Source organism: Pseudofrankia asymbiotica (assembly GCF_001983105.1).
GTDB classification, from domain to species: Bacteria; Actinomycetota; Actinomycetes; order Frankiales; family Frankiaceae; genus Pseudofrankia; species Pseudofrankia asymbiotica.
On sequence record NZ_MOMC01000025.1, the window covers coordinates 82,666 to 109,328 of the forward strand.

The following is a 26,663-nucleotide window of genomic DNA, read 5'->3' on the forward strand; positions in this document are numbered from 1 at the left end:
GGTCAGCCGCCGGAGACGGGCTGGACGGGGAGGCCAGGGACGAGGGGGGTGAGCTGCTCGATGTCGTGACGGGCGCGCAGGGCGACGATCTCGGCCGGGTCGGGCGGGCCATCGGCCGTCAGCAACTCGCCCAGCTCGCGCATGTACCGCTCGTGCCCGGACGGGGCGACCACGAACAGCATCCGGGCCGGCACCGGGCCGGGGTTCGCGAAGGCGTGCGGGCAGCCCGGCGGGACGTGCATCAGGCTCCCGGGCCCACCGCGGGCGATCTTCTGGCCATCCGCGCCCTCCCAGCGCCGCCAGTCCCCCGCGGTCCGCGCGAGCGGCTCGAACGCGAGCAGGTCGAGCTCGCCGTCGAGGATGTAGAAGATCTCCTCGGCGACGCCGTGCCGGTGCGCGCCGACGTCGAAGCCCGGCGGCACGTCGGCCTCGAACACCGACCAGCGCGCCGAGACCTCGGCGCCGATCTTCAGCGTCATTCCCGCCGACTGGAGGCGCCGGCCCGCGCCGGGCGGCAGGACAAGCCCGTCGGTCATGCCGCCGCACCCGCGCTCCGAGGTCCCCGGCCGCCGCGTGGTTCCCCACCGGGCGCTTCCCCGCCGGGTGCTCCCCAGCCGGTGGCGCCGAGCCAGTCGGCCAGCGTCAACAGGCCGGGGTGCAGCGCGCGCAGGGCGGGCAGGTCCGGCCGCTGGCTGGCACCGGCGTCGAGCCACGCGAACATCGCGGCGACGTTCCCGTCGAAGGCGCGCAGGTCGGCCAGCGGGGTCTGCCGGAAGCGCGCGGACTGGCCGGACGCGGCGGCGAACCGCTCGGCGATGTCCGGTCCGGTCAGGACGTCGCCGGCGATGACCGTCGGCCCGGCGAACCGTTCCGGCTCGTCGAGGGCGATCGCGGCCAGCGCGCCGATGTCCCTGATGGAGATCATGGACAGGTGGGTGGTCGGTCGGACCGCCAGGCTGACGGTCAGCGCGCCGTCGCGGGCCTCCGGCCGGGTGAACGAGGCGAAGTTCTCCATGAAGAACACCGGCCGCAGGATGGTCGTCGCGAGGCCGAGCCCCGCGAGGTGGGCCTCGATCCGGCTCTTGCTGTCGACATGAGGAACACCGGTCGTGTTGGCCGCGCCCGGGTCCGCTCCCGCGATCGAGCTGTACACAAGATGCTGGATGCCGACTTCGGCGGCCACCTCGCAGACCGCCCGGCCACGCCGCTGCTCGGCGGCCACGCCCGCGTCGGTCACCCGGGGGCCGGTCATCATGGTCAGCGCGAGGAAGACCGCCGGCGTGTCGGTCATCGCCGTACGCAGCGACGCACGGTCGTCGAGGTCACCGGTGACCAGTACCGCGCCGGCGTCCCGCAGCTCGCGGGCCGCGGGCCGGTCCGGGTCGCGGACCAGGGCGTGCACGGTGCGGCCTCGCTMCAGCAGTGCGCGCGCCACGGCACCGCCTTGCTGACCCGTCGCGCCGATCACCAGAATCGGCTGTGATCCATCCGTCATGTCCGGAACAGTAGGTGTCTGTGCCGTTCTTAGCCTGGTGCGATCGCCACCAGGCATCGGCGACGAAACGTACTCGGCAGACGAATGCGCCAGGCGGAGAGGAAGTCGGCTGAATGGGCTCGGAGCCGGGCGGCAAAGGAGCCAGACAGCCGCGGGGCGGTCCTGGATGACGACCGACGAGACGGCCGCCGACCAGGGACCACCATCCGCGACGGCCCGACGCGCCGAGCTCGCCGCCTTCCTGCGCAGCCAGCGCGCGCGGCTACGCCCGGCCGATGTCGGCCTGCCAGCCGGCCATGGCCGGCGCCGCACCCCCGGGCTGCGCCGCGAAGAGGTCGTCGCGCTCTCCGGCGTGTCCCTCACCTGGTACACCTGGCTGGAGCAGGGCCGCCCGATCCCCGCGTCGGCGCAGGTCGTCGACGCGCTCGCCCGCGCGCTGCGGCTGGACCCCGACCAGCACCGCCACCTGCGAGTTCTCGCCGACCTGCCGACGCCACCCGTGACGACGCCCACCGAGACGGCGACCCCCCGGCTGCGGCGCCTCGTCGACGCGGCCGCCCCGAACGCCGCCTCGCTCTACGACCGGTACTACGACTTCATCGCGTGGAACGACGCCTACGTCCGGCTGCGGCACGACCCGGGCTCGATGCCACCGCCGCGACGCAACCTGCTGTGGATGATGTTCACCGACACCGAGAACCGGCGGCGGATGGTGAACTGGGAACCGGCCGCGCGCGCGGTGCTCGGCCAGTTCCGCGCCGCCGCCGGGCGGCGGCCCGACGACCCGCGTTTCGCCGAGCTGGTCTCGGCGCTCACTGACGCCAGCCCCGAGTTCCGGCGGTGGTGGGCGAGCTACCCCGTACGCGACTTCAGGCCGGCGACCGTCGTGATCGACCATCCGGTGGCTGGCCGGATCGCTCTTGACCTTTACCAGCTCCGGCCGGTCGAGTACCCGGACCTGCTCCTCGTCCTGCAGGTGCCGGCCGGAGCCGAGGACACCCGCCGTGCCCAGGCCGTCCTCGCCCGGCCGGCCCGATGGACCAAGGCCGATGGACCACCAGCCGCCGGCACGTCGGCATGACGATCCCAGGGTCGCCGCGTGGTCACCGTGTGGCCGCCGCGTGGTCGGCTTGTCGTGCCGGGCGCTCGCCGGCCGGTCTCACATCGGCGGGTGGCCCACCGTGAGAGGACTTTCACTGGCTCGAGACCCGTGACGGCGCGTACCGTAACCGCGCCGCAGTGCACTGGGCGTCGGCAGGGGCCACGCGACGGTGCACGGCCCGACACACACCCACCCCGGAGCAGGAGATCATGAGCCCTGAGGAGATCCGGCTGGTCCAGGAGACGTTCGGCGCCGTCGCGCCGGCCTCCGACGCGGTCGCGACCCTGTTCTACACCCGGCTGTTCGAGCTCGACCCGGCCCTGCGCGCGATGTTCCCGGCCGACCTGACCGAGCAGCGCGGCAAGCTCATGAACATGCTGGCCGTGGCCGTGAACGGCCTGTCCCGGCTCGACTCGATCGTGCCGGCGGTGCAGTCCCTCGGCGTGCGGCACGCCGGCTACGGCGTCACCGACGCGCACTACGACACGGTCGCCGCCGCCCTGTTGGCCACCCTCGCCGAAGGCCTCGGGGATGCCTTCACCCCACCGGTGCGGGACGCCTGGACGAACGCCTACACGCTGCTCGCCGACACGATGAAGAGCGCAGCCCACGAGGCGGCCGCCGTCTAACGGCCGCGCAGGACGCGGCGCAGGACGATGGTGAGCTGGCCGAGGCCGATGACGGCTACGGCCAGGGAGGCGGCGGCCGCCGCGGTCGACACGGGGCCGCGAAGGGACGGCAGGACGCCGGCGGCGAGCAGCCCCGCGGTGGCGATGATCACACGGCTGGGCCGTTCCCCCACGGTGACGACGCCGATCTCGCCGAAGCCGGCGTTTCCGGCGCGGGCACGGGTGTACTCCAGCAGGCCCATGGCCGCGCCAGCCGCGACGGCGAGCCAGCCCGGCGCCCCCAGCAGCCACAGCGCGACCAGGTAGAGCGCGTCGGCTACCCGGTCGGCCACCGAGTCCAGCACGAAGCCGGTGGCGCTCACCCTTTCCCGCAGGATCGCCACCGCGCCGTCGAGATTGTCCAACAGGCCGCTCACCGCCACGACAAACGCCGCCAGGAGCGGCCAGCGACCCCCGCCGGCCGCGGCGGGCAGGGCGAGTGCCGTCACGGCCATCGCGGCGGCCGTGACGGCCGCCGGTGGCGTCCGGGCGGTGGCCAGCGGCCGGGCCAACAGGTAGGTGACGGTCAGCCAGCCGCGGACGAGCGCTCCCCCTGTAGCCGGGTCGTAGCCACCGTGCGTCACCGCCCACGCGGCGAAGTAGTCGATCCGTCCGGGCACGGGGGTACGCACGCGGCCCATCGTCGCCTCCCCGTAGAGTTCCCCGCGTGAGCGAGCAGATTTCGGGCGTCGTCGAAAGCCCCGACGACCTTGACCCAGCCGAGTTCTTCAACGCGAGCCGCGATCAGGTGGTGCTCGCGGTCAGGATCACGCCGGTCTTCGGCACGCTCGACCTGAACCTGGTGACGGCCGTCGTGGACGCCGCGAACGAGGCTGGGTTCGCCCTCGTCCGCGAGCAGCCCCTGCGCGACGAATACCTCCTGTGCGTCTTCGACGCCTATGAGGACCAGGACTAGGACACCCAGGCCCGGCCAGGCACGCGACGCTCACCCGCTCAGCCAGAAGCGGCAGCCAACCACCCTGGCGACGGCGCCTCAGCGGGCGCCCGGGATCCCTGCCGGATCGGTGAAACCGATCCGGCAGCTCAGGGGGCGGCCACGCCCCGCCTTACCGCCTGGCAGACCTCTCGGGTCGCGCTGGATCGGTTCAAGGTGATGAAGTGCAGGCCGGGGGCGCCGCCCGCGAGCAGCCGCTCGGACAGGTCGACGGCCACCTCGATGCCGATCGCCCGCACCGCCGCCGGGTCGTCGGCCGCGGCGCGCAGCCGCGTGACCAGGTCGGCGGGGAGATCCGCGCCGGACAGCAGCGCCATCCGCTCGATCTGCGCGACGTTGGTCACCGGCATGATGCCCGGGATGATCGGCGCCTCGCAGCCCCGCGCGCGGACCCGCTCGACGAGCCGGAAGTAGTTGTCGGCACCGAAGAAGAACTGGGTGATCGCGTAGTCGGCGCCGGCGTTGAACTTGCCGACCAGGAAGTCCGCGTCGCTCTCCAGGTCTGGCGAGCGCGGGTGCTTGTCCGGGAACGCGGCGACACCCACGCAGAAGTCGCCGAGTGACTTCACCAGCTCGACGAGCTCGCTCGAGTACTGCAGCCCATCCGGGTGGGCGACCCACTCGCCCTGCGGGTTGCCCGGCGGGTCGCCGCGCAGTGCCATCACGTTGCACACCCCGGCGCCGGCATAGTTGCCGATCACCTGGCGCAGCTCCGCGACCGAGTGGTTCACCGCCGTCAGGTGCCCGATCGGGGTCAGCGTCGTGTCGGTGGCGATCTGCTCGGTGACCCGGATCGTGCCGTCGCGGGTGGACCCGCCGGCGCCGTAGGTCACGGAGACGAATGACGGGTGCAGCGCCTCGATCTCGCGCAGCGCCTGCCACAGCGCGCGCTCGCCGTCCGCGGTCTTCGGCGGGAAGAACTCGAACGAGTACGAGGTCTCGCCGGCGGCGAGGAAGTCCCGCACCGTCCTGGGCCGCTCCGCCGCGGGAGACTGTGTCCTCGGAGACAAGGTCACAGAACCGCTCCCCACCGCTGTCATGACCCATGAGCGTAGCCGGAATGCCCGCCGCCACCGCAACTACCCCGCTGTGTTTCTGGTTCGCTCCGTCCGGGCACGGCGCTGTGACATTGGTTCGCTCCGTGCGGGCGCAGCGCTGTGACATTGGTTCGCTCCGTGCGGGCGCAGCGCTCCGGCCCCTTACTCGCTTCGCTCCCAAGGGACCTCCGCGCCGTGTCCTCCTGCGCTCACGAGCGCTCCGGCGACCTCGCTGCGGCCCAACCCCGATCGCTTCGCTCCGGGGCCGGGCCTCCGCGAGGCACGCCTCCGCGCCCAGCACGGTCACCCGCCGCCGCACGTCACCCCGTCAAGACCGCGCCGCACCCCGCCGCGGCGGCCGCGCTCAGATCTGGCGGGTGCCGCCGGCCGCCGGGGTGCCGACGCGGACTGGGCCGCCGTGGCTGCGGACCAGAACGGAGTTCGGGGCGTCGGGGTCGGTGTCGACGTCGACGCGCGCCGGGCTCGCGGGGTCCGCGGACTCGACCTCGACCGCGTAACGGCCATCCGGCAGCACGACGGTGATCGCGCCGGATCCGCCGGTGATCGCGAGCCGCCGCGGCTGGCCGGTGAAGTGCAGGCTGATGTCCCCAGCCCCGCTGCGCGCGGTCACCTCCGCCCCGGACAGCTCACGCGCGGCGATGGTCGCCGTCTCGGTGACGACCACCAGGTCCCCCGCCGAGCCCCACATGCTGACCTCGCCGGAGCGCAGCTCGACACGTGCCGGCGTCGCGCGCGGCAGCCGCAGCCGCAGCCTGGCCTCGCTCGCCTCGCCGTCCAKGCGCAACGTCCCGTCGACCACCGTCAGCCGCGGCACCTCCCGGCCTATCTGGCGACGTACGGTCAGGTCGATCCGCGTGTCGGCGCGGTCGTCCTCTCCGATCTCCACCCGGCCCGCGGCGAGGCGGACCTCCACGGCGCGCACGCCCTCGACGGTGCGCACGGCGGACAGCGGCGGACGGCGCAGCAGCCGCAGCCCGCCTACCGCGACCGCGAGCAGCACGGCACCGAGGACCACCACGAGCACGTTGCCGACGGGACCGGACACGACGGAAGCTCCATACAGGTATGGATGGGGGACGGATGCGTGAAGGCGCGTCTCCACGGAGCCCCGGCCACCAGGGAAGCGACAGAGTGACGTTACAGCTGCGAGCGACCGAGYCGGGCACAAAGGCACACCTCGCGGAAACCCACCATGAGCAAGGCGAGGTGACACTGGTGACGTCTCAGCGGCAGATGACCGTGCTTGCCATGGAGGCGCACCTCACGGAAGCCCAGCCCACGAGCGAAGCGAGGTCGTTCTGGTGACGTTTCAGCGCACGGTGACCGTGCTGGGCGCGGAGGCGCGCCTCGCGGAGGCCCGGCCCACAAGCGAAGCGACGTGGTCCGGGCCGCAGCGAGGTCGCCGGAGCGCCCGTGAGCGCAGGAGGACACGGCGCGGAGGTCCCTTGGGAGCGAAGCGAGTAAGGGGCCGTAGCGCCGTGCCCGCACGGAGCGAACCAGAAATACAGCCGTGCGGACGGTGACTGGGCCGACGGACCATGTGGTGGTGGTCGGCGCGGGCCTGGGCGGGCTGTCCGCGGCGCTGCGGCTGGCCGGGGCCGGCCGGCGGGTGACCGTGCTGGAGCGGGCGGACGTTCCCGGCGGGCGGGCCGGGGTGTGGCGCGCCGGTGGCTACCAGTTCGACACCGGCCCGACGGTGCTGACGATGCCGGACCTGGTCGCCGACGCGTTCGCCGCCGTCGGCGAGGACCTCGCCGACTGGTTGACGCTGCGTCCCCTCGACCCGATGTACCGGGCGCGCTTCGCCGACGGGTCGACGCTCGACGTCCGGGCCGACCCGGAGGCGACGGCCGCCGGCATCGAGGCGCTGTGCGGCCCGGCGGAGGCCGCCGGCTACCGGCGTTTCGTCGAGCTGGTGAGCGCGATCTACCGGGCCGAGATGCGCGACTTCATCGACGCCCAGCTCGACTCGCCGCTGGGGCTGCTGCGCCCGTCGCTCGCGCGCCTGGCGGCGCTCGGGGCCTTCCGCCGCCTCGACCGGCTGGTCGGCGCCCACCTGCGTGACCCGCGGACCCGCCGGCTGTTCTCGTTCCAGGCGATGTACGCCGGCCTGGCGCCGAGCCAGGCGCTCGGGGTCTACGCGGTGATCTCCTACATGGACTCGGTGGCGGGCGTGTTCCACGCCGAGGGTGGGATGCACGCGGTGCCGACGGCGATGGCGGCCGCGGCGGCGAAGCACGGCGTGACGCTGCGCTATGGCACCGAGGTCACCGAGGTGGAGGTCCGGGCCGGGCGGGCGGTGGCGGTGCGTACCGCCGACGGCGAGCGGATCGCGGCCGACGTGGTGGTTCTCAATCCCGACCTGCCGACCGCCTACCGGGAGCTGCTGCCGCCGGCCGTGGCGCCGGCGCGGCTGGCCCGGCTGCGCTACTCGCCGTCATGCTTCCTGCTGCTCGCGGGGGCGAGCGCCGCCGCCCATCCCGACGCCGGCCGCCCGCAGGCCGCCGCCCAGCACACGATCCACTTCGGGCATGCCTGGCGGCGGACGTTCACCGAGATCATCGGGCGGGGCGACCTGATGACCGACCCGTCGTTCCTGGTGAGCGTCCCGTCGGTGACCCAGCCCGCGCTCGCGCCGGCGGGCGGGCACGCGTTCCACGTGCTGTTCCCGACGCCGAACACGGTGACCGGGGCGGGGCTGGACTGGTCGGTGATTGGCCCGCGTTACCGCGAAGAGGTGGTCGCGGCCCTGGAGAGCCAGGGATACCGGGGTTTTGGCGATTCGGTGGAGGTGGAGTCGATCACCACGCCGGCGGACTGGCAGGCGCGCGGGATGACGGCCGGCGCGCCGTTCGCGGCGGCGCACACCTTCCGGCAGACCGGCCCGTTCCGGCCTGGAAACCTGGCTCCCGGCCTGGAGAACGTCGTGTTCACCGGCAGCGGCACCCGTCCGGGCGTCGGCGTGCCGATGGTGTTGATCTCCGGGCGGCTGGCGGCGGAACGTGTCGTCGGGAGCCGCGGCGCCCGGCTACTCCCGGCCAGTACGCGCGCGCCCCTAACCGCCTTAAGAAACCGTAACCGCCTTAAGAAACCGTAAACAAACGGGACGAGCCCCGCCGAGCCTTGGCTTTCCCTGCCGGTTTCCCGGGGCGGCTGGGAGAATGGACCCATGGAAGATCGGGAGGAGGCGCTGGCCGCACCGGACACGACCAGCGACGCGGCGCTGCTGGAACGCGCGCTGTTCGAGGTGAAGAAGGTCATCGTCGGCCAGGACCACATGGTCGAACGGATGCTGGTCGCGCTCCTGGCGCGTGGGCACTGCCTGCTGGAGGGTGTGCCGGGCGTGGCGAAGACGCTGGCCGTGCAGACGCTGGCCGACGTCGTGGGCGGCAGCTTCGTGCGCATCCAGTTCACCAACGACCTGGTCCCGTCCGACATCGTCGGAACGCGGGTCTACCGGGCCAGCCGCGAGACGTTCGACATCGAGCTTGGCCCGATCTTCGCCAACTTCGTGCTCGCCGACGAGATCAACCGGGCACCGGCGAAGGTGCAGTCGGCGCTGCTGGAGGTCATGTCGGAGAAGCAGGTCTCGCTCGGCGGCGTCACCCACCGGCTGCCGGTCCCGTTCCTGGTGCTGGCCACCCAGAACCCGATCGAGTCCGAGGGCGTCTACCCGCTGCCCGAGGCGCAGCGCGACCGGTTCCTGATGAAGGTCAACGTTCCGTACCCCACGGCGGGCGAGGAGCTGGAGATCGTCCGGCGGATGGGGGTGCGCCCCCCGAAGGCCGACCGGGTGCTCGACCCGACGACCCTGGTGCGCCTGCAGGAGCGGGCCGACGAGGTCTTCGTCCATCACGCGATCATGGACTACGCCGTCCGGCTGGTGCTGGCGAGCCGCGCGCCGGAGGCGCACGGCCTGCCCGACCTGGCGGGTGTGCTGACCTACGGCGCGTCGCCGCGCGCCTCGCTGGGACTGATCGCGGCCGCGCGGGCGCTCGCGCTGCTGCGCGGGCGGGACTACACCGTGCCGGACGACGTGCGCGCGGTCACGCTTGACGTCCTGCCGCACCGGTTCGTGCTCTCCTACGACGCGCTCGCCGACGGTCTGAGCTCCGACGACATCGCGGCCCGCATCGTCGCCGGCATACCGGCTCCGCAGGTCGCCCCCCGCCAGCAGGCGGGGGCGCGCGTCCCGGTCGGTGCCTATGGCCGCTGGTCCCCGAACGTCACCTCCGGCTTTCCCGAGTACCAGGACGAGGACCGGCCGGCATGACCGACCCCCGGCCCGGCGTGGGCTGGCTTGCCCGGCTCACCGCGGGGTCCTCCGGTGGGTCACCTCCGGGGGGTGGCTCTCCGCCCACCCCGGGCATCGGCCGGCCGTGGGCCGGGACCGCGCCGGGCCCCGACCCGGCGTCCGGCACGCCCACCCGCGCGCCAGCCGGGACCACCGGTCCCGAGGGCACCGGCGGCACCGCCGCGGCGGGCGGGCGGGCACACGTGCGGGTCACCGACCCGGTGGTGGAGCGGACGCTGCGCCACCTGGAGCTGACCGTGCTGCGCCGGCTCGACGGGCTGCTGCTCGGCGACTACCTCGGGATCCTGCCCGGGCAGGGCAGCGAGAAGGCCGAGAGCCGCGAGTACCAGTTCGGCGACGACGTCCGCAGGATGGACTGGGCCGTCACCGCCCGCACGACCGTCCCGCACGTGCACGACCTGATCGCCGACCGCGAGCTGGAGACCTGGGCGCTGGTCGACCTGACCGCGAGCCAGAGCTTCGGCAGCGCCCGCTGCGAGAAGCGCGAGCTCGCGATCGCCGCCACCGCCGCCGTCGGCTTCCTGACCGCGCGGACCGGCAACCGGATGGGGGCGATCGCGCTCACCGACGCCGGTACCCGGCTGATCCCGGCGAGGCCCGGCCGCGCCGGCCTGCGAGCGCTGCTGCGCACCCTGCTGACCATCGAGCCCTCCGCCATACCACCGGGACGGGGAACGCTCGGGCGCCGCGCGCCCGACGCCGCGCCGGCCACCCGTCCGGCCCGGGCGTCCCGGTTCGCCGGCCAGCCGGCGGGCCCCGCCCACCAGCAGGCATCCCCCGCGCGCCGTGCGGCGGCGCCGGGGAGCCGCCGCACGGGCACCAACCTCGCGGAGGCGATCGAGGCGCTGCGGCGGCCGGTGCGCCGGCGCGGGCTGGTGGTCGTGGTGTCCGACTTCCTGTCCGTCGACCTCAGCTGGGCGCGACCGCTGCGGGCGCTCGCCGGCCGGCACGACATGCTCGCCGTCGAGGTCGTCGACCCGCTGGAGCTGGCGCTGCCCAACGTCGGTCCGCTCGCCGTCGTCGACCCGGAGACGGGCGAGCTGTTCGACCTGCCCACCCACTCGCGCCGCTTCCGCGAGCGCTACGAGGCGGCCGCGGCCAGCCACCGCGACGACGTGGCCGCGGCGCTGCGCGGCGCCGGCGCGGCGCACCTGCGGCTGCGCACCGACACGGACTGGCTGATCGAGATCGCCCGGTACGCGGCGGCGAACCGTCGAGGACAGGCCGCGCTGCGCGGAGCTGGCGGCGGTGCCAGGGGCGGAGGCGGGACGGCGAGGACACGCGCCGTCAAGGAGGCGGCCAACCAGCGCCGCCCGGCGGCCACGGTCCGCCCGATCCGAACAGGCGATACGACGACATGAGCTTCCTGTCCGCCCCGTGGCTGTGGCTGCTGTTCGCCGTCGCGGCACTGCTCGCGTGGCACATAGTCGTCTCGGTCCGACGCCGCGGCTACGCGGCCCGGCTCGCGTCCGCCTCCACGCTCGCCTCGGTGCTGCCGATGCGGCCACAGTGGTGGCGCCGGCACGTGCCGGCCGCGCTCATGCTGCTCGCGCTCACCGGGATGGTCTTCGCGCTCGCCCGACCGGCCAGGACGCAGCGGGTGCCACGGGAGCGGGCCACGATCATGCTCGCGATCGACGTGTCGAACTCGATGGCGGCCACCGACATCAGCCCGAACCGGCTGGCCGCGGCCAAGCAGGGCGCCGCGGCGTTCGTCGACCAGCTGCCGCCGCGGATCAACCTGGGGCTCGTCTCGTTCTCCGGCAGCGCCGCGGTGCTGGTGCCGCCGACCACCGACCGGGAGGCGGTCCGGGCGGCGATCAACGGCCTGCAGCTCGGCCCGGCGACCGCGATCGGCGAGGGCATCTACGCGTCGCTGCAGGCGATCAGCAGCGCGGGCGAGCGCCTGTCCGACGCCAGCCAGTCCCCGCCGCCAGCGGCGATCGTGCTGCTCTCCGACGGGGAGACGACCAGGGGCCGGCCCAATACCCAGGCCGGCACGGCGGCCAAGGACGCGCACGTCCCCGTCGACACCATCGCCTACGGCACCGCCGGCGGCACGCTCGACGTCGGCGGGCAGCTGATCCCGGTGCCGGTGAACGAGCCGGCGCTGCGCCAGATCGCCGAGTTCACCGGCGGCTCACACCATCGGGCGACCTCGGGCGACGAGCTCACCTCGGTGTACAAGGGCCTGGGCAGCTCGATCGGCTACCGCAAGGAGTTCCGCGAGATCACCCCGGCCTTCGTCGGCGCCAGCCTCGCGCTCGGGCTGGCCGCCGGTGCCCTCGGCCTCGCCTTCGGCCGCCGACTCCCCTGAACGCCCACCCCCGCCGGGTCGGCCGCCCTGTCGGTCCGGCTGCCCTTTCGGTCCGGCTGCACGGAATCACGCCCGGCCGGGCATTGGCGAATCGGCGGGGGAGGCCGTAGCGTCGGGGCCGTGAGCGTCGCCCAGGACGCCGAGCTGGCCGCGATCGCGGCGGAGCCGGTGCTGCGCCGCTCGTATGCCGCCGCCCGCCGCCTCAACGCCGAGCACGGCCGCACCTACTACCTGGCGACTCTCCTTCTGCCGGCGTGGAAGCGGCCGTATGTGCACGCCCTCTACGGGTTCGCCCGGTACGCCGACGACATCGTCGACAGCCTGGACTCCCAGTTGCCCGCCGCCGATCGGGCCGCGTGGCTCGCCGACTGGGGCGGCCGCCTGGTCGACACCCTGCGCCGCGGCGCGGACGCCGTCGCGAGCCATGTGGCCGAGGGCGCCGCGGCCGTCGACTATCCGGATGCCAGCTACCCATATGCCGGCTCCCCGGGCACGGGCCACAGAGGTGGTCGCGGTCGATCGCCGCGTCGGGAGGACGTGTCGGTGCTACCGGCCGTCATCCACACGATCCGCCGCTGGGATCTGCCCATCGGCTACTTCGACTCGTTCCTCGCGTCGATGGCGATGGACCTCACCGTCACCGGTTATGACACGTTCGACGAGCTGATGACCTACGTCTACGGCTCGGGCACCGTCATCGGCCTGCAGATGCTGCCGGTCCTGGGGCCCTCCTCCCCCGCCGCGGCCCCGTACGCCGGCGACCTCGGCACCGCCTTCCAGCTGATCAATTTCCTGCGGGACGTCGGCGAGGACCTGCGCCGCGGCCGGGTCTACCTGCCGCGCGAGTCGATGGAGCTGTTCGGCGTCAGCCGGGACAGGCTCGCGACCGGGGTGGTCGACGGTGCCGTGCGCCGGCTGCTGCGGCACGAGATCGGCCGGGCCCGCGAGCTGCTGCGCGGCGCCACCCCCGGCATCCGGCTGCTGCACCCCACCTCGCGGGACTGCGTGTGGACGGCGGCCCGGCTCTACGGCGGCATCCTCGACGAGATCGAGAAGGCCGACTACCAGGTGCTTTCCCGCCGGGTCGCGGTCGGCACCCCGCGCCGGCTCTCCGTCGCCGGCGGCGCCCTGCTGCGCAGCCAGGGACGACGCCTCGTGCCGCGTCAGCGCCCATCGTCACCGCGGAAGGGCACCTGATAACCACTCGACGGCACCGATGGTCTCTGCGCCGCGCTGATAGCGTGGCCGATGCCTAGCCGTGTCGTCTAGGTATACCTAGCTGTGTCATCTAGGTACCAGTCGGCCACGCCGCTATCGACCGCTCGCTGCCGAGAGCGCGCCGGCCCCGAACTCATTCAGGAACGACGGGACCTCATGCTCGACAAGCGCTTCATCCGGGAGAACCCGGACGTCGTGAAGCAGGCGGTGCGCGTCAAGGGACTCGACCTTGACGTCGACGAGCTGCTCCAGCTCGACCAGGACAGCCGCAAGCTGCAGTTCGAGGTCGACACAGCGCAGGCCAGCCGCAAGTCCCGGTCCAAGGAGTTCGCCAAGGCCGACGTGGCCCGCAAGGCCGAGCTGCGGGCCGAGCAGGCCGACTTCGACAGAAACCTGACCGAGCTGCGCGAGCGGCTGTCCGCGACCAGCGCCCAGCTGAACGAGCTGATGCTGGCGACGCCGACCATCCCGTGGGAGGGCGCGCCGGTCGGCGCGGACGAGTCCGCGAACACGGTCGTGCGCGCCTGGGGCACCCCACCCACGTTCGACTTCACCCCGCTCGACCACGTCGACCTCGCCGAGAAGCGCGGCTGGGCCGAGTTCGCCCGGGCGCGCCGGGTCGCCGGTGAGCGGGCCTACGTGCTGTGCGGCGACGCGGTGCTGCTGGAGCGGGCACTGCACTCGTACGCCCTCGACCTGCTGCAGGGCCACGGCTTCCGGCTGATGTCGGTGCCCTCGCTGGTCAAGGAGGCCCCTCTGGTCGGCACCGGCATGCTGCCGAAGGGCCGCGCCGAGATCTACGAGATCCCGGCCGACGACGCCTTCCTCGCCGGCACCGCCGAGGTGTCGCTGGTCGGCCTGCACGCCGGCGAGATCCTCGACGCCGCGCGGCTGCCGATCCGGTACGCGGGCATCTCGCCGTGCTTCCGCCGGGAGATCGGCAGCGCGAGCCGGGACGTGCGCGGGCTGCTGCGCGTCCACCAGTTCGAGAAGGTCGAGCAGTTCGTCATCTGCGCCGACGACCAGGACGAGTCGGACCGCTGGCACGCGGAGCTGCTCGGCACCGCGGAGTCGATCCTGCAGGCCCTGGGGCTGGCCTACGAGGTCGTCGAGTGCGCCACCGGCGACATGGGCGTAGGCAAGTATCGGATGAACGACATCAACACCTGGTTCCCGTCGCTCGGGCTGTTCCGGGAGACGCACAGCTGTTCGTCGCTGAAGGACTGGCAGGCGCGGCGGGCGAACGTGCGTTACCGGACCGCGAGCGGCGAGATCCACTTCGCGTACACCCTGAACAACACCGCGGTCGCCACCCCCCGGCTGCTCGCCGCCGTGCTGGAGAACTTCCAGACGGCGGACGGCACGCTGCGGGTGCCCGAGGTACTCCGTCCCTACCTGGGCGGCCGCGAAACGCTGTGACATTGGTTCGCTCCGTCCGGGCGCGGCGCTCCGGCGCCGTCCTCGCCTGGCGGCTCGGACGACCACTCCACGCCGTGTCCTCCTGCGCTCACGGGCGCTACGGCGACCTCGCTGCGGCCCGACCCACGTCGCTTCGCTCGTGGGCTGGGCCTCCGCGAGGCGCGCCTCCGCGCCCAGCACGGTCGCCCGCCGCTGAACCTCACGAAGGCCGGCCATCAACTGGCCCAACCACGATCCCTTCGCTCCAGGGCCGGGCTGCTGGGGCCAACGCACCTCATCCGGTAACTTCGCCGACGGGTACCGTCGGACACTCCGTGTCTCCAAGGTTCCGCTAAGGCAACGCCAAGGCGGCACTTAGCCGGACTCAGGAGGCTAGGGCGGGTCGGCGGGCCTGAGGGTGAAGGGTATGCGAAAAAGATCTTACTTCGCTTACCCGGCAGCCTTGATCCCCAGGATCGGCCAGGGACGCGGACGGTAGGAGCAGGGCGCGCGGAGGGCAGGGAGGCCCGGTAGGTGAGCAACTCGAAGACACGACGACGACGCGAGCTGGAGATGGCCAGAGCGCAGCGAGCGGCGGAGCGCCGGCAGGCCGCCCGTCGCCGGCGGCAGCGGATCATCACCATCGTCTCGGCCGCGCTGGTGGTCGTGCTGGGCGGCACGATCACGGCCGTCGTGCTGGCCACCACCGGTGACGGCGGCACCGCCACGGCCACCGCGAGCCCGAGCGCGAGCGCGAACGCGGCCACCACCAAGGTCGGCGACTGCGTCTACACCAAGGACACCTCCGGCCAGGCGCCGGCGAAGGAAGTCTCGATGCCCGCCGCGGCGCCGGCCGTGAGCACCAAGCCGGCGATGATGACCATCAACACGAACCTGGGCACGATGGTCGCGACCCTCGACCCGGCCAAGGCGCCGTGCACGGTGCACGCGCTGTACGCGCTGGCACAGCAGAAGTACTTCGACGACACCCCCTGCCACCGCGAGACCTTCGGGCCCGAGGCCGGCATCTACGTCCTGCAGTGCGGCGACCCGTCCGGCACCGGCTCGGGCACCCCCGGCTTCACCTACAAGAACGAGAACACCGCGGGCGTCAACTACAACCGCGGTGTGCTCGCCATGGCCAACGCCGGCGCGGACACCAACGGCAGCCAGTTCTTCATCAACTACGCCGACCCGAGCGAGGAGGGCGCGAAGGCGCTCGCCGGCGGCTACACCGTCTTCGGCCAGATCACCCAGGGCCTGGACATCCTCGACAAGATCACCAGCCCGGGTGTTGAGGAGGGCGGCTCGGACGGCGCTCCCGTGTCCAAGCCCCAGATCACCTCGATCACCATCGACCAGGAGCAGCCCGCGGCCACCGGGTCCGCGTCGCCGGCGCCCGCGACGAGCCCGGCCGCGTCGCCGGCTCCGACAGCCACCGCCAGCCCGACGTCCTGACGGCCTGACCGGGGCCGCGAGCCACCCGACAACTCCGCTGGGGCTGATCTCCTCCGAGATCAGCCCCGGCGGCGTCTCAGGACCTCGCGCGGTGGTCCCGCCCAGGCGGTCGGGTCAGGTCGAGTTCCACTTCCGGACGGTGTCGATCCTGGCGCGTAGCTGGGCCGCGGTGGCCTGGCCGCTGGGCGGGCCACCGCAGGCGCGGCGGAGCTCCGCGTGGATCATGCCGTGGGGGCGGCCGGAGCGGTGGTTGTTGGCCGCGACCAGCCGGTTGAGCTCCTTGCGCAGCTCGCCGATCACCTCGTGGACCGGGCGGTCGCCGTCMTCCTCGGCCGCGGGCGGGCCGGCCTGGGCCGGTGGCGTCATGCCCGCCGCGGTGTCCTTCGCCGCCTTGGACTTGCGGGCACGCTCGGCGGCGAGCTGTGCGGCCTGGCGCTGACGCAGCAGCGTGGCGACCTGATCGGGCTCCAGCAGGCCGGGCAGGCCAAGGAAGTCCTCCTCCTCGGCCGAGCCCGCCGCGACAGGCGAGCCGAACTCGCCGCCGTCGAAGATCACTCGGTCCAGTTCGGCGGAGGAGTCCAGCGCGGTGAACGGCGAGTCCGGCTTGTCGGGGGTGTCGCGGCGTCGGTTGGCCTCGCGCAGCGCGTCGTCGTCGAACCCGTCCGGCTCGCGCATCGGCTTGTCCAGCGCGTGGTCGCGCTGGACCTCCATCTGGCCGGCGAGGTCGAGCAGCACGGGCACGCTGGGCAGGAACACCGACGCGGTCTCCGGCCGGCCGCGGCCGCGCACGAACCGGCCGACGGCCTGCGCGAAGAACAGCGGCGTAGCCACCGACGTCGCGTAGACACCGACCGCCAGCCGTGGCACGTCGACGCCCTCGCTGACCATCCTCACCGCGACCATCCAGCGGGCGGTCGAGCGGCGGAACGCCTCGATCCGGTCGCTGGCGGTCGGGTCGTCGGACAGGACGACCGTGGGCTCGGTGCCGCTGATCCGGCGCAGCAGCCCCGCGTACGCGCGGGCGTTCGCGTGGTCGGTCGCGATCACCAGGCCACCCGCGTCCGGCATGCCGCGGCGGACCTGGGTGAGCCGCATGTCGGCCGCGGCGAGCACCGCGGGGATCCAGTTGCCCCTCGGGTCCAGCGCCGTACGCCACGCGGCGGCCGTCTGCTCGTTGTTCAGCGGCTCGCCGAGCCGGGCGGACAGCTCGGCGCCGGCGCTGGTGCGCCAGCTCATCTCACCCGAGTACGCGAGGAAGAGCACCGGACGGACGACGCCGTCGCGCAGCGCCTCCGAGTAGCCATAGGAGGAGTCCGCGACGCTGCGCGTCACCCCGTCCTGCCCCGGCACGTAGGTGACGAACGGGATCGGGTTCACGTCGGAGCGAAAGGGGGTTCCCGTGAGCGCCAGGCGGCGGGTGGCCGGGCTGAACGCCTCCCGCGTCGCCTCGCCCCAGGACAGCGCGTCGCCGGCGTGGTGGATCTCGTCGAGGATCACCAGTGTCCGCCTGGCCTTGGTGCGGGCCAGGTGCAGTGCTGGATGCGCGGCCACCTGGGCATAGGTGAGCACGACGCCGGTGTAGTCGCGCGAGGTCGCGCCCGCGGAGTTACGGAAGTTCGGGTCAAGGGAGATGCCGACAACCGCCGCGGCGTCCGCCCACTGCCGCTTGAGGTGCTCGGTCGGCGCGACGACCGACACCGTCGTCACCACACCGGCGGCGAGCAGCTCGGCGGCGGCCGTCAGGGCGAACGTCGTCTTGCCGGCGCCCGGCGTCGCGACCGCGAGGAAGTCGCGGCCACCGGCGGCCGAGGTCGTGCGGTAACGCTCCAGCGCCACCCGCTGCCACTGCCGCAGCGGGCGTCCCTGGGCTCGCGGACCAGGAACGGTCTCGACGGTCGGCCGCGGTATCTGCCGGGTTGGCTCGAATTGGGGACGGACGCTCACGGGCTCTGACTCTATGGGGCACCACCGACAACCACCCACCCCCGGCACGGGCGGCGCGGCGCGGCGCGCGGCCCGGCCTGGCACGCCCCGGCGCACGGAACGGGTGGCGGCGCGATGACCGTGCCGGCGCGGGTCGCCCGGGCCTGGTACCTGGGGTTGTCACTGAGAGTGAAACAGAGTGATCTGCGCCACATTGAGGGGGTGAAAATTTCCAGCACGGTAGGCGGCACGGGCGTTGGTGACGACCATCTGCACGACAAGATGCACCTGCAGTCACGGTGCGCCACATGGAGGCCACGGGCTGAATACAGAGTGCCGAACGGGCGGCTACATTCTGTTTGCCGAAACTCGGGCCTGCACGTTCCGTGAACAAATCCGAAGCTGGCACCGGTGGACCTGTCTTTCCAACCGGCTACGCTGATCGTGTCYATTGCCTGACCTGGAGGTTGCGCGATGYCGGCACAAGTCGGGACCGAGGCCCGTCCCATTGCGACAGAACCGCGTCGCGTGCTGGCCGCCGACCGCGGTCGCGTCACGGTCGCCCGGGGTGCCCACACCGGTCAGGGCAACCGCGGCCAGAACACCGCCGGCCCAGGTACGCCAGGCCAGAGCTCCGCCGGCCGTGGCGCCCATGGCCAGGGCGCTCACCGCCAGCCCGGCCAGCCCCTTCCTCCCCTTGGCCCGCCCGATTCCGAGATGGACGCGGCGAGGCCGGCACCCGCGCGCACGCCTAACGGCCGACTGCGCGCCTGCCGGGAGGAGAAAGGCTGGTCCCAGGAGCGGCTCGCGGTCGAACTGCGCCGTTTCGCGGTTCTGCACGAGGGCCGAGAGGCCGGCGTCACCGGCAACATGATCTGCAAGTGGGAAAAGGGCGACAAGAAACCAAGCCTGCGTTACCAGCGACTGCTGCGCGCTCTTTTCCACCGCTCATCCGCGGAGCTCGGGTTCATCGACGACGACCCGTCGACGGGTGCGTCCGCGGCGGGCATGACGGCGGGAATTCTGGGTATCGCCGATGTCGTGGACCCCCACGTCGTAGGCACCATGGCAACGAACAGCTCCCGAAACCACGTCGACCCGTCGTCGCCGATTGTCCTGCGCACCGACGAGGACGCGCACGGTATTCCGGTCGAGCGGCGCGGATTCCTGCGGATGATGGCGGCCGGCGGTGTCGCCGTCGTCCCTATCGGCACCACGGCGGGCGCCGCCGACGAACCCCCCTGGGACCGGCTCTCGGCAGCCCTCAGCCAGCGCAGCCCCGTCACCCCGGAGCTCGCCCACCAGCTCGGCCAGCACACCGCCGGGCTTTTCGGCCTGGAGGAGCGGGTACCCGCGCGCACGCTGCTGGGCCGCGTCACCGGCCACCTGTCCACCCTCACCCAGCTGCTCGAGTCGACGACCCGCTCCCCGATCCGGCGCGAGCTCGCCAGCACCGCCGGCGAGACGGCGGCGCTGGCCGGCTGGCTGGCGTTCGACATGAACGACAGCGCCTCGGCGCTCGCCTACTACCGGGTGGCGATCGAGGCCGCCAGAGAGGCCGACGACCCGGCGCTGTGGGCGTGCGTCCTCGGCTACGAGAGCTACCAGCCGGGCGCGGCCGGGCGCCACGACCAGGCCTGCGCGCTGCTCGCCGAGGCACAGCGCCGGATCGGGCGCGGCGCGAACCCGCTGACCAGGTCATGGCTCGCCGCCAGGGAGGCCGAGGAGCAGGCCGCGCGCGGCGACGGCCGCGCGGCGGCCACCGCGATCGACCGCGCGCAGGAGGCGTTCGCGAAGGCCGACACGCCGGACCGGGTCTGGACCGGGTTCTTCGACCGAGGCCGCCTCGACGGCCTGCGGGTGACCACGATGATGCGGCTGCGCCGCCCGACCGCCGCCTACGCGGCGGCGAGCGACGCGCTGCGCGCCGCCGGCCCCGCCGCCACCAAGAAGCGATCCCTCCTGCTCGCCGACATCGCCGAGGTGCACCTCCAGCGGCGCGACATCGACAGCTCCTGCCGGTTCGCCGCCGACGCGCTGGCCATCGTCGCGCAGACGGACTTCTCCCTGGGCCTCGGCCGCGTCCAGCGAGTCCGCCAGCGGCTGGCCCCGTGGCAGTCCACCGTCCCCGTCCGGGACCTCGACGAACAACTCCGCGCCCTCGTGTGAATGTGCTGGTTCGCTCCGTCCGGGCGGCGCGCTCCGGGCGAACCAGAAATACAGCCCCGCCCGTGGAATAACCGGGTTGGCCGGCGCCGGGTACCGGATTCTCCCTTGTCCGGCGGCAGCGTATTCCGGCACCGACGCGAACCCGCCGAACCCGAATGGGGCCGGAGCCCGAACCCGAAATACTGAGCCCGGAAAATGAGCGTTCACACCGGATAGGGATATTTCTCGGGCGCGGAGGCGACCGCTCCGCGGGCGTGGAGGTCGTCGACGGCCGACTCGTCGTAGCCGAGTTCGGTGAGGATCTCCCGGGTGTGCTCGCCGTAGAGCGGTGCTGGCCGTTCCGGGCGGGTCGGGGTGTCGCTGAAGGTCATGAGGTTGCCGAACTGGCGGACCCGGCCGAGCAGCGGGTGGGCGTGCTCGGTGACCAGGCCGAGGCGTACCAGGTCCTCGTCGAACAGCAGGGTCTCGCCGTCGCGGGTGTCCGCCGAGATCTCGGCCGGCACCCCGGCCGCGTCCAGGGCGCGCACCCAGGCCAGCGCGCGGTCGGCGCGGAACGCCTCGGCGAGCAGGGCGGTGAGCTCGGCGCGGCGCTCCTCGCGGGCGTCCGGCGTGGCGAACCGGGGGTCGGACGCGAGCTCGGCGCGGCCCAGCACCGCGCACAGCGCCGGCCAGTGCTCGGGGCGCACCGCGGCCAGCTGCAGCCAGCCGTCCCGGGTCTCGTAGAGCCGGTAGAGCGCGCCCAGGCCGAGCTGCTCACGGTCGAGCGTGCCGCGCGGCGACGGGGTGCCGTCGGCGGTGAGCCAGGAGTCGGCGGTGTGCAGCATGCTGCCGTGCAGGATCGACGTCCACACGGACTGGCTCACCCCGGTGTTGGCGCGGTGGAAGAGCGCGACCAGGACGCCGAAGACCGAGGGGATGGCGGCGGCGATGTCGCCGTGCCCGTAGCGGTACCACAGCGGCGGGTTGCCCTCGGTGACCGGACCCTGCTCCCATTCGATGCCGCTGGCCGCCTGGCCAAGCGGGTCGAGGCCGCCCAGGTGGGAGTACGGCCCGACCGGCCCGTACATGTACGTGTTGCAGTACAGGACGTCCGGTCGCACTGCCCTGCAGTGCTCGTGGCCGATGCCGAGCCGGTCGGCGATGCCCTTCTGCATGTTGTGGTGGACGACGTCGGCGGTCGCGACCAGCCGCAGCGCGACGTCCAGGCCCTCGGGCTTCTTCAGGTCGAGCGCGATGTCGCGCTTGCCCCGCTGGCAGCCCAGGAACGGGCCGACGTTGTGGTGGCGCATGCCGTCGCCGTGGATCGACTCGACCTTGATGACCTCGGCGCCGAGGTCGGCCAGCAGCATCGGTCCGAACGGACCGGCCAGGAACTGGCCGAAGTCGATGACGCGGATGCCTTCGAGGGGCCCGGACACCTCAGATCACTCCCTTGGCACGCAGGCCGGCAAGCTCGGCGGCGTCGTGGCCGAGGGCGCCGAGCACCTCGTCGGTGTGTGCCCCGGCCACCGGGCGCGGCCCCGCCACCGCGCCCGGGGTGGCCTCGAGGAAGACGACCGGGCCGACCTGGGTGGTGCGGCCGGCCTCGGGGTCGACGACCTCGACCACCGACCCGGTCGCCAGTAGCTGCGGATGGCGGAACCGCTCGTGAGGCGGCCCGATCGGCTCGGCGTTGCGCCCGGCGGCGTGGAGCTCGTCGATCAGCTCGGCGCGGTCGCGGCGGGCGAACGCCGCCGCCTTCTTGGTCTCGTGCGCGGCCCGCTCGCCCGGCGACATCGCGAAGACGACGGCCGGCGGGACGTCCTCGATGCCGAGGATCTCGCCTTCCGTACGGGTCGGCCTCCCGCCGGTCACCATCGCCGCGTGGATCCACTCGCCGTTCGCGCACTCGTAGATGCCGGCCTGGTGGATGGAGGGAAACGAGTTCGGCAGGCCGTGCTGGCCGGAGTCGGTCCAGTTCCAGTTCTGGGTGGTCAGCGACATCGCCCCCGCGAGCAGCGACACCTCGACCCGCTGGCCCCGGCCGGTGCGCTGCCGGGCGACGAGCGCGCCCATGATCGCTACCGGGACGAGGTACGCGGCGGCGAGGCTCGCCACCGGGCTGTGCTGGAACACCGGCCCGGGGCGGTGGCTCGGAACCTCCCAGTGCAGCCCGGCCCGTGCCGACACGAGGGCGTCGTAGCCTGGCCGGTCCGCGAAGCGGCTTCCGGACGGCCAGGCCGGCACCGCGCAGTAGACGAGCCGGGGGAACTCGTCGCGCAGGTCGGCGTAGTCGAGCCCGAGGCCGGCCATCGTCCCGGCGGCGAACGCCTCGACCAGCACGTCCGCGGTGGCGAGCAGCTCCCGGAACAGCCGCGCGCCGTCGGCGCTCTTCAGGTCGAGCGTCACCGAGCGCCGGCTGCGGTCGTAGACCACGGACGCGGGCTCGGCCCGCCCGGGCCGGCCACCCGGCGGCTCGATCTTTATCACGTCAGCTCCGTGCTCGGCGAGCTGCAGCACGCCGAGCGGCCCGGCGATCCCACCGGTCAGATCCAGCACCCGAACACCGTCAAGAGCCTGCATGAGCCGCGCCTAGACCTTTCGTCTCAGCCGTCCACCCGGATCCGGGCCGGCACCGTCCGAGATGCTCCCGAGGAGCCAGAGTGGGCACCAACCGCGCCGAGGGCGGCGGGCGCCCGAGCGGCCCGAGGAGCACCGCAGACGGTGCCCGGCCGGTGATCCGGTGGTCAGTCAGGAATGGTTCGTCCGAAGGTGGTTGGTCAGGGGCTCCGAGCGGGCCGCAGGCGCTGGTCGAGGAACGCGGTCGCGTCCCCCCAGGCCGCGCGGTCCGCCGCCTCGTTCCGCATCGGGCCCCACGGGGAGCTGAACGCGTGGCCGGCGCCGGCATAGCGGCGGATCTCGGCGTCGACGCCCCAGCGCTCGATCCGGGCCCTCAGCTCGTCGAGCAGCTCCGGTGGCACGACCGGGTCGGCCTCGCCGTAGAGGAACAACGCCGGGCAGGTCAGCTGCCAGAGCAGGTCCAGCGCGTGCACGGGCGTGCGCGGCCCGAGCTCGTGGAAGCGGGGCTGACTCGGGTAGAAGAGCACCGCGGCGGCGACGTCGCCGCGCCCGCAGGCGGCGAGCCAGGCCAGCGTCCCGCCGGTGCAGTAGCCCCACACCGCGACCCTGCGCGCGTCCACGGCGGGATGGACGCGCAGGGCGTCGACGGCGGCGGCCAGGTCGCGTGCGCCGCGGGTGAAGTCGAGCCGGTCGACGTGCTCCCGGACCTCGGCGAAATCGTCGTAGGCCTCGGTCCTGGCCGGGCCCTGGCCCCGGTAGTAGTCGGGCACCGTCGAGGCGTAGCCCAGGTCGGCGAGCCGTCGCTGGACGTCCAGGATGAACGGGTTGACGCCGTAGGCCTCCGCCCCGAGGACGACACCGGGAAAAGGCCCCGGGCCTTCCGGCGTCACAACAGGTGCCGCCGGGCCAGGCAGGAAGCGCTCGGCTGACGCTAAGTCGGACTCCACCTCGATCGGCCCACCTCAGGCTCGGTCCACCAGTTTTCGTGGCAGTGTCGCGACGTGAATACTAGGTCCGCCCGGCCGCTGTGTCTCTGGATCGCTCCGTCCGGGCGGCGCGCTACGGCCCCGTACAGGCGCGGAAGCAGTCGTAGACGCCGCCTACGGTGCGGACGGCGGCCAGTACGGCGTCGAGCTGGTCTGGGCCGGTCACCTCGACGGTGAAGCGGGCATGCGCGACGCGGTCCTCCGAGGTCGACGTCGACGCGGCGCGCAGGCCGGCCGCCGTGTCGGAGAGAACCTCCGTGATGTCGGCGAGCAGGCCGTACCGGTCGAAGGCCTCGACGGCGATCTCCGCGGGGAAGGTGTGCGACTCCGGGCATCGCCAGGACAGCACCGCCACCGGCTCCCTGACTGGCCCAGCTGGGCCTGCTGGCCGGGTGTTCGGGCATTCGGCGCGATGCAGCGTCACCGCGCTGTGGTTCGCGTTCTGGTTAGTGACAAAGCCAATCAGCTTGTCCCCCGGCAGCGGGAGACAACATCGCGCGATCCGCACCGGCGCGTCGTCCGTCTGCCCCTCCAGCGACGCCATACCCGCCCACGCGGGCGTAGGCCGCTTGCCCACTACCGACGCGCCGGCCGGCCGCTCCCCGCGACTCCCTCGCGTACGGGTGGAGGAGTGTGCGGAGGCCGTGTCCGCGTCGGCTGCCGCCGGCCGCGCGCCGGCGCCGGCGCTTGTAGCGCCAGGAGCAGCGGTGGCGGCGGCCGTCGGCCCGGCGGCGGGTGTCGGCCCGGCGGCGGAGACAGCGGCGTTGACGGAGGCGGGCACCGCTGCTGACGCGGCCGGCTCGCCCACGGTGTCCCGCGTGCCTGCCGCCCGGGGCGTCATCTGGGCGTGGACCGCCGCGCCTGTGTCGGCGGGGACCGGTCGTTCTCTCGGCGAGCCAGCGGAGGACTCGCCGGCCGCGGTCGGTCCGTCCGCCGTGGACGCGGCTCCGGCCCGCTGGCCGACGCCGCCGGCGCCCGTCGTGGCCACGGCCGGGATCGTGGCGGTCTCAGCCGGGGTCGTGGTCCGGACCGCGACCTGAGTCCCCGCCACGGCGGCGATCTCGGCAGGGGCGGCGGTTCCCGCCGCGGCGGTGGCGGCTGGCCCAGCGGTGGCCACGGCTCCGGCGGTGGTACCGGCAACGGCGGGGGGCGTGGGGGCGACCGACTGGTTCGGCGAGTCGGGGCCGGCCCCGACCGTCGGCTCCGCGGCAGGGGCGCTCGTCTCCCGACCCGCCAAGACGCCGGTCCGCGCGGCCCCAGCCACGGCCACGGCCGTGGCCATGGCCGTCGACGGCGGAGTGCTCGCGTCCGGAGCCGACGGCGAGGTGTTCGCCTCTGTTGTCGACGGCGAGGCGCCCGCCGGCGAAGTGCCCGTGGCCGGCGTCGGCGGCTGGGTGCCCTGGGTCTCGACGGCGTCGCGGCGGCCGCGGGCGAGGCGGCGCCGGATCCGCACCCGGGCACGCGCGGTCCTGACGAACGACAGCCAGTCCTCGCTGGGCCCGGCGTGCGGCAGGTTCGACGTGAGGATCTCGACGACGTCGCCGTTGCGCAGCCGGGTGTGCAGCGGCACCAGCCGGCCGTTCACCCGGGCACCGATCGCCCGGTGGCCGATGTCGGTGTGCACCGCGTAGGCCACGTCCACCGGCGATGACCGGGCCGGCAGCGCGATCGCCTTTCCCTTGGGCGTGAAGGCGAGCACCTCGTCGGCGTCCAGGTCGCTCGACAGGGACTCGAGGAACTCCCCCGGGTCCTTCGCCTCGTCCTGCCAGTCGAGGAGGCTGTGCAGCCAGGCCAGCCCCTCCAGTCGGGCCCCGTCGGCGCCGGCGCCGACGGGGCGGGCGACGATGCCGGTCTCGGCGAGGACGTGCATCTGGCGGGTGCGGATCTGGATGTCGACCGCGTGGCCGGTCGCGTCGGTGACCGTCGTGTGCAGCGACTGGTACATGTTGAACTTCGGCGTGGCGACGAAGTCGCGCAGCCGGCCTGGAACCGGCCGCCACAGCCCGTGGATCACCCCGAGCGCGGCGTAGCAGTCGCGGACGTCCTCCACGAGCACCAGCACCCGGACGATGTCGTAGGAGTCCCGGGGCGGGCGGCCGCGTTCCTGGGCGCGCTTGTGGATGGAGAACAGGTGGCTGGTGCGCACGGACACCTCACCGGCGATCTTCGCCTCGCCGAGGCCGGAGCGCAGCCGGCCGACGACGGCCGTGAGCTGCCCACTTTCCCGCTCGGCCGCGATGAAGTCGTCGACGAGCACCTTGGTGCGCCGGTGCTCGTCCGGGTCGAGCACCTCGAAAGCCCGGTCCTCCAGCTCGCGCTTGATCACGCTGACGCCGAGCCGGTGCGCGAGCGGCGCGAGGATCTCCAGGGTGACGCGGGAGATCTTGGCCTGTTTCGGCGGCGACATGAAGCCCAGCGTCCGCATGTTGTGCAGCCGGTCGGCGATCTTGATCAGCAGGACACGGTAGTCCCTGGCCAGCGCCACGATCAGCTTGCGCAGCGTCTCGGCCTCGGCCGCCTCGCCGAAGCGCRTCTTGTCCAGCTTGGTGACCCCGTCGACGAGGTTGGCCACCTCGCTGTCGAACTCCTCGGTGAGCAGCTCCAGGGTCGCCCTGGTGTCCTCGACGGTGTCGTGCAGCAGGGAGGCGACCAGGGTCGTCGTGTCCACGCCGAGATCGGCGAGGATCTCGGCGACGGCCAGCGGGTGGATGATGTACGGGTCTCCGCTGCGGCGCATCTGGCCGCGGTGGTAGAGCTCGGCGGCCTCGTACGCGCGCACGATCGCGCCTATCTCCGCCTTGGGATGGAAGTCGCGATGCGCCTCCACGATGCCGCGCAGCTCCGGCGGGATCTGTCCGCCGCGGCCGGCGGCCACCCGGCGGGCCAGGTGCGCGAGCCGATGGCTGGCCTGGCGGGCGGCCAGCAGCGGGCGCGCGTCGTCACCAAACGGCGTCGTCACCCCAGGCGACAGACTTCCCCCGGCCGGCAGTGCCGCCCGCGCCCCAGCGTCCATCGCCCCCGCCCTCCTCTACGGCGCCGCAG

21 protein-coding genes are annotated in these 26,663 nt (G+C 73.3%); 11 read left to right on the plus strand and 10 right to left on the minus strand.

Features of this window, described 5'->3' with window-relative positions:
- Positions 1–2: 2 nt before the first annotated feature.
- Complete coding sequence (locus BL253_RS13750; RefSeq protein ID WP_076816972.1) at positions 3–536, minus strand: cupin domain-containing protein; 534 nt, start codon at positions 534–536, stop codon at positions 3–5.
- A complete protein-coding gene (locus tag BL253_RS13755) occupies positions 533–1,495 on the minus strand; it encodes an NmrA/HSCARG family protein (protein ID WP_081438291.1) in 963 nt (320 codons plus the stop codon). The genes BL253_RS13750 and BL253_RS13755 overlap by 4 nt, the downstream gene beginning before the upstream one ends.
- 166 nt (positions 1,496–1,661) lie before the next feature.
- On the opposite strand from BL253_RS13755, the gene BL253_RS13760 reads away from it, so the two are divergent.
- The gene (locus BL253_RS13760; protein WP_076816974.1) at positions 1,662–2,576 is read left to right on the plus strand and encodes a helix-turn-helix transcriptional regulator; all 915 of its coding nucleotides are present in this window, start codon (positions 1,662–1,664) and stop codon (positions 2,574–2,576) included.
- Between the two features lie 230 nt (positions 2,577–2,806).
- Positions 2,807–3,226, plus strand: coding sequence for a globin family protein (locus BL253_RS13765; protein WP_076816976.1), 420 nt, complete (start codon positions 2,807–2,809; stop codon positions 3,224–3,226).
- Here BL253_RS13765 and BL253_RS13770 read toward each other — a convergent pair.
- Entirely contained in the window at positions 3,223–3,906 is a 684-nt protein-coding gene (locus BL253_RS13770) for a CDP-alcohol phosphatidyltransferase family protein (RefSeq protein WP_198946260.1), read from the minus strand. The two genes, BL253_RS13765 and BL253_RS13770, sit on opposite strands and share 4 nt — an antisense overlap.
- Positions 3,907–3,932: 26 nt before the next feature.
- Between BL253_RS13770 and BL253_RS13775 the strand changes: the two genes are divergently transcribed.
- Positions 3,933–4,181, plus strand: coding sequence for a hypothetical protein (locus tag BL253_RS13775; protein ID WP_076816980.1), 249 nt, complete (start codon positions 3,933–3,935; stop codon positions 4,179–4,181).
- A 128-nt stretch (positions 4,182–4,309) separates the two neighbouring features.
- On the opposite strand, the gene metF is transcribed toward BL253_RS13775, so the two are convergent.
- Complete coding sequence (gene metF, locus BL253_RS13780) at positions 4,310–5,185, minus strand: methylenetetrahydrofolate reductase [NAD(P)H] (RefSeq protein WP_076816982.1); 876 nt, start codon at positions 5,183–5,185, stop codon at positions 4,310–4,312.
- Positions 5,186–5,621: 436 nt separating this feature from the next.
- On the minus strand, positions 5,622–6,323 hold the full coding sequence (locus BL253_RS13785; protein WP_076816984.1) for a DUF4097 family beta strand repeat-containing protein: 702 nt from the start codon (positions 6,321–6,323) through the stop codon (positions 5,622–5,624).
- A 465-nt stretch (positions 6,324–6,788) separates the two neighbouring features.
- On the opposite strand from BL253_RS13785, the gene crtI reads away from it, so the two are divergent.
- The 7 genes from crtI (at position 6,789) to BL253_RS13820 (ending at position 15,984) form a co-directional block, all read left to right on the plus strand.
- The gene (gene crtI / locus BL253_RS13790; RefSeq protein WP_076816985.1) at positions 6,789–8,375 is read left to right on the plus strand and encodes a phytoene desaturase family protein; all 1,587 of its coding nucleotides are present in this window, start codon (positions 6,789–6,791) and stop codon (positions 8,373–8,375) included.
- Positions 8,376–8,447: 72 nt separating this feature from the next.
- The gene (locus tag BL253_RS13795; RefSeq protein ID WP_076816987.1) at positions 8,448–9,551 is read left to right on the plus strand and encodes an AAA family ATPase; all 1,104 of its coding nucleotides are present in this window, start codon (positions 8,448–8,450) and stop codon (positions 9,549–9,551) included.
- Positions 9,548–10,954 carry a DUF58 domain-containing protein gene (locus tag BL253_RS13800; RefSeq protein WP_241834770.1) on the plus strand — a complete coding sequence of 469 codons (1,407 nt, stop codon included), beginning with the start codon at positions 9,548–9,550 and terminating at the stop codon, positions 10,952–10,954. The genes BL253_RS13795 and BL253_RS13800 overlap by 4 nt, the downstream gene beginning before the upstream one ends.
- Positions 10,951–11,910 (plus strand): VWA domain-containing protein, encoded by a 960-nt coding sequence (locus tag BL253_RS13805; RefSeq protein WP_076816989.1) that lies wholly within the window; start codon positions 10,951–10,953, stop codon positions 11,908–11,910. The genes BL253_RS13800 and BL253_RS13805 overlap by 4 nt, the downstream gene beginning before the upstream one ends.
- A gap of 120 nt (positions 11,911–12,030) precedes the next feature.
- Positions 12,031–13,107 (plus strand): phytoene/squalene synthase family protein, encoded by a 1,077-nt coding sequence (locus BL253_RS13810; RefSeq protein ID WP_096335993.1) that lies wholly within the window; start codon positions 12,031–12,033, stop codon positions 13,105–13,107.
- 177 nt (positions 13,108–13,284) lie between these two features.
- On the plus strand, positions 13,285–14,547 hold the full coding sequence (gene serS / locus BL253_RS13815; RefSeq protein WP_076816992.1) for a serine--tRNA ligase: 1,263 nt from the start codon (positions 13,285–13,287) through the stop codon (positions 14,545–14,547).
- 513 nt (positions 14,548–15,060) lie between these two features.
- On the plus strand, positions 15,061–15,984 hold the full coding sequence (locus tag BL253_RS13820; protein WP_076816994.1) for a peptidylprolyl isomerase: 924 nt from the start codon (positions 15,061–15,063) through the stop codon (positions 15,982–15,984).
- Between the two features lie 114 nt (positions 15,985–16,098).
- Here BL253_RS13820 and BL253_RS13825 read toward each other — a convergent pair whose 3' ends face one another.
- On the minus strand, positions 16,099–17,928 hold the full coding sequence (locus tag BL253_RS13825) for a DEAD/DEAH box helicase (RefSeq protein ID WP_420801658.1): 1,830 nt from the start codon (positions 17,926–17,928) through the stop codon (positions 16,099–16,101).
- A gap of 696 nt (positions 17,929–18,624) precedes the next feature.
- Here BL253_RS13825 and BL253_RS13830 point away from each other — a divergent pair.
- A complete protein-coding gene (locus BL253_RS13830; RefSeq protein ID WP_241834771.1) occupies positions 18,625–20,076 on the plus strand; it encodes a helix-turn-helix transcriptional regulator in 1,452 nt (483 codons plus the stop codon).
- A gap of 203 nt (positions 20,077–20,279) precedes the next feature.
- On the opposite strand, the gene BL253_RS13835 is transcribed toward BL253_RS13830, so the two are convergent.
- From BL253_RS13835 to BL253_RS13850, 4 genes are all read right to left on the minus strand, one after another.
- Positions 20,280–21,494: a CaiB/BaiF CoA transferase family protein gene (locus tag BL253_RS13835; protein ID WP_076816998.1), complete on the minus strand. Its 1,215-nt coding sequence runs from the start codon at positions 21,492–21,494 to the stop codon at positions 20,280–20,282.
- Position 21,495: 1 nt separating this feature from the next.
- A complete protein-coding gene (locus BL253_RS13840; RefSeq protein ID WP_076817000.1) occupies positions 21,496–22,638 on the minus strand; it encodes a CaiB/BaiF CoA transferase family protein in 1,143 nt (380 codons plus the stop codon).
- Between the two features lie 197 nt (positions 22,639–22,835).
- On the minus strand, positions 22,836–23,582 hold the full coding sequence (locus BL253_RS13845; RefSeq protein WP_158230356.1) for a dienelactone hydrolase family protein: 747 nt from the start codon (positions 23,580–23,582) through the stop codon (positions 22,836–22,838).
- A gap of 112 nt (positions 23,583–23,694) precedes the next feature.
- Complete coding sequence (locus BL253_RS13850; protein WP_076817003.1) at positions 23,695–26,634, minus strand: RelA/SpoT family protein; 2,940 nt, start codon at positions 26,632–26,634, stop codon at positions 23,695–23,697.
- Positions 26,635–26,663: the final 29 nt, after the last annotated feature.

What these genes read in the sequence shown, in the direction of transcription:
- BL253_RS13750 (WP_076816972.1), bottom strand. Translation starts at nt 536, where the DNA reads ATGACCGACGGGCTTGTCCTGCCGCCCGGCGCGGGCCGGCGCCTCCAG.
- BL253_RS13760 (WP_076816974.1), top strand. Translation starts at nt 1,662, where the DNA reads ATGACGACCGACGAGACGGCCGCCGACCAGGGACCACCATCCGCGACG.
- BL253_RS13765 (WP_076816976.1), top strand. Translation starts at nt 2,807, where the DNA reads ATGAGCCCTGAGGAGATCCGGCTGGTCCAGGAGACGTTCGGCGCCGTC.
- BL253_RS13770 (WP_198946260.1), bottom strand. Translation starts at nt 3,906, where the DNA reads ATGGGCCGCGTGCGTACCCCCGTGCCCGGACGGATCGACTACTTCGCC.
- BL253_RS13795 (WP_076816987.1), top strand. Translation starts at nt 8,448, where the DNA reads ATGGAAGATCGGGAGGAGGCGCTGGCCGCACCGGACACGACCAGCGAC.
- BL253_RS13800 (WP_241834770.1), top strand. Translation starts at nt 9,548, where the DNA reads ATGACCGACCCCCGGCCCGGCGTGGGCTGGCTTGCCCGGCTCACCGCG.
- BL253_RS13805 (WP_076816989.1), top strand. Translation starts at nt 10,951, where the DNA reads ATGAGCTTCCTGTCCGCCCCGTGGCTGTGGCTGCTGTTCGCCGTCGCG.
- serS (WP_076816992.1), top strand. Translation starts at nt 13,285, where the DNA reads ATGCTCGACAAGCGCTTCATCCGGGAGAACCCGGACGTCGTGAAGCAG.
- BL253_RS13830 (WP_241834771.1), top strand. Translation starts at nt 18,625, where the DNA reads ATGGACGCGGCGAGGCCGGCACCCGCGCGCACGCCTAACGGCCGACTG.
- BL253_RS13840 (WP_076817000.1), bottom strand. Translation starts at nt 22,638, where the DNA reads ATGCAGGCTCTTGACGGTGTTCGGGTGCTGGATCTGACCGGTGGGATC.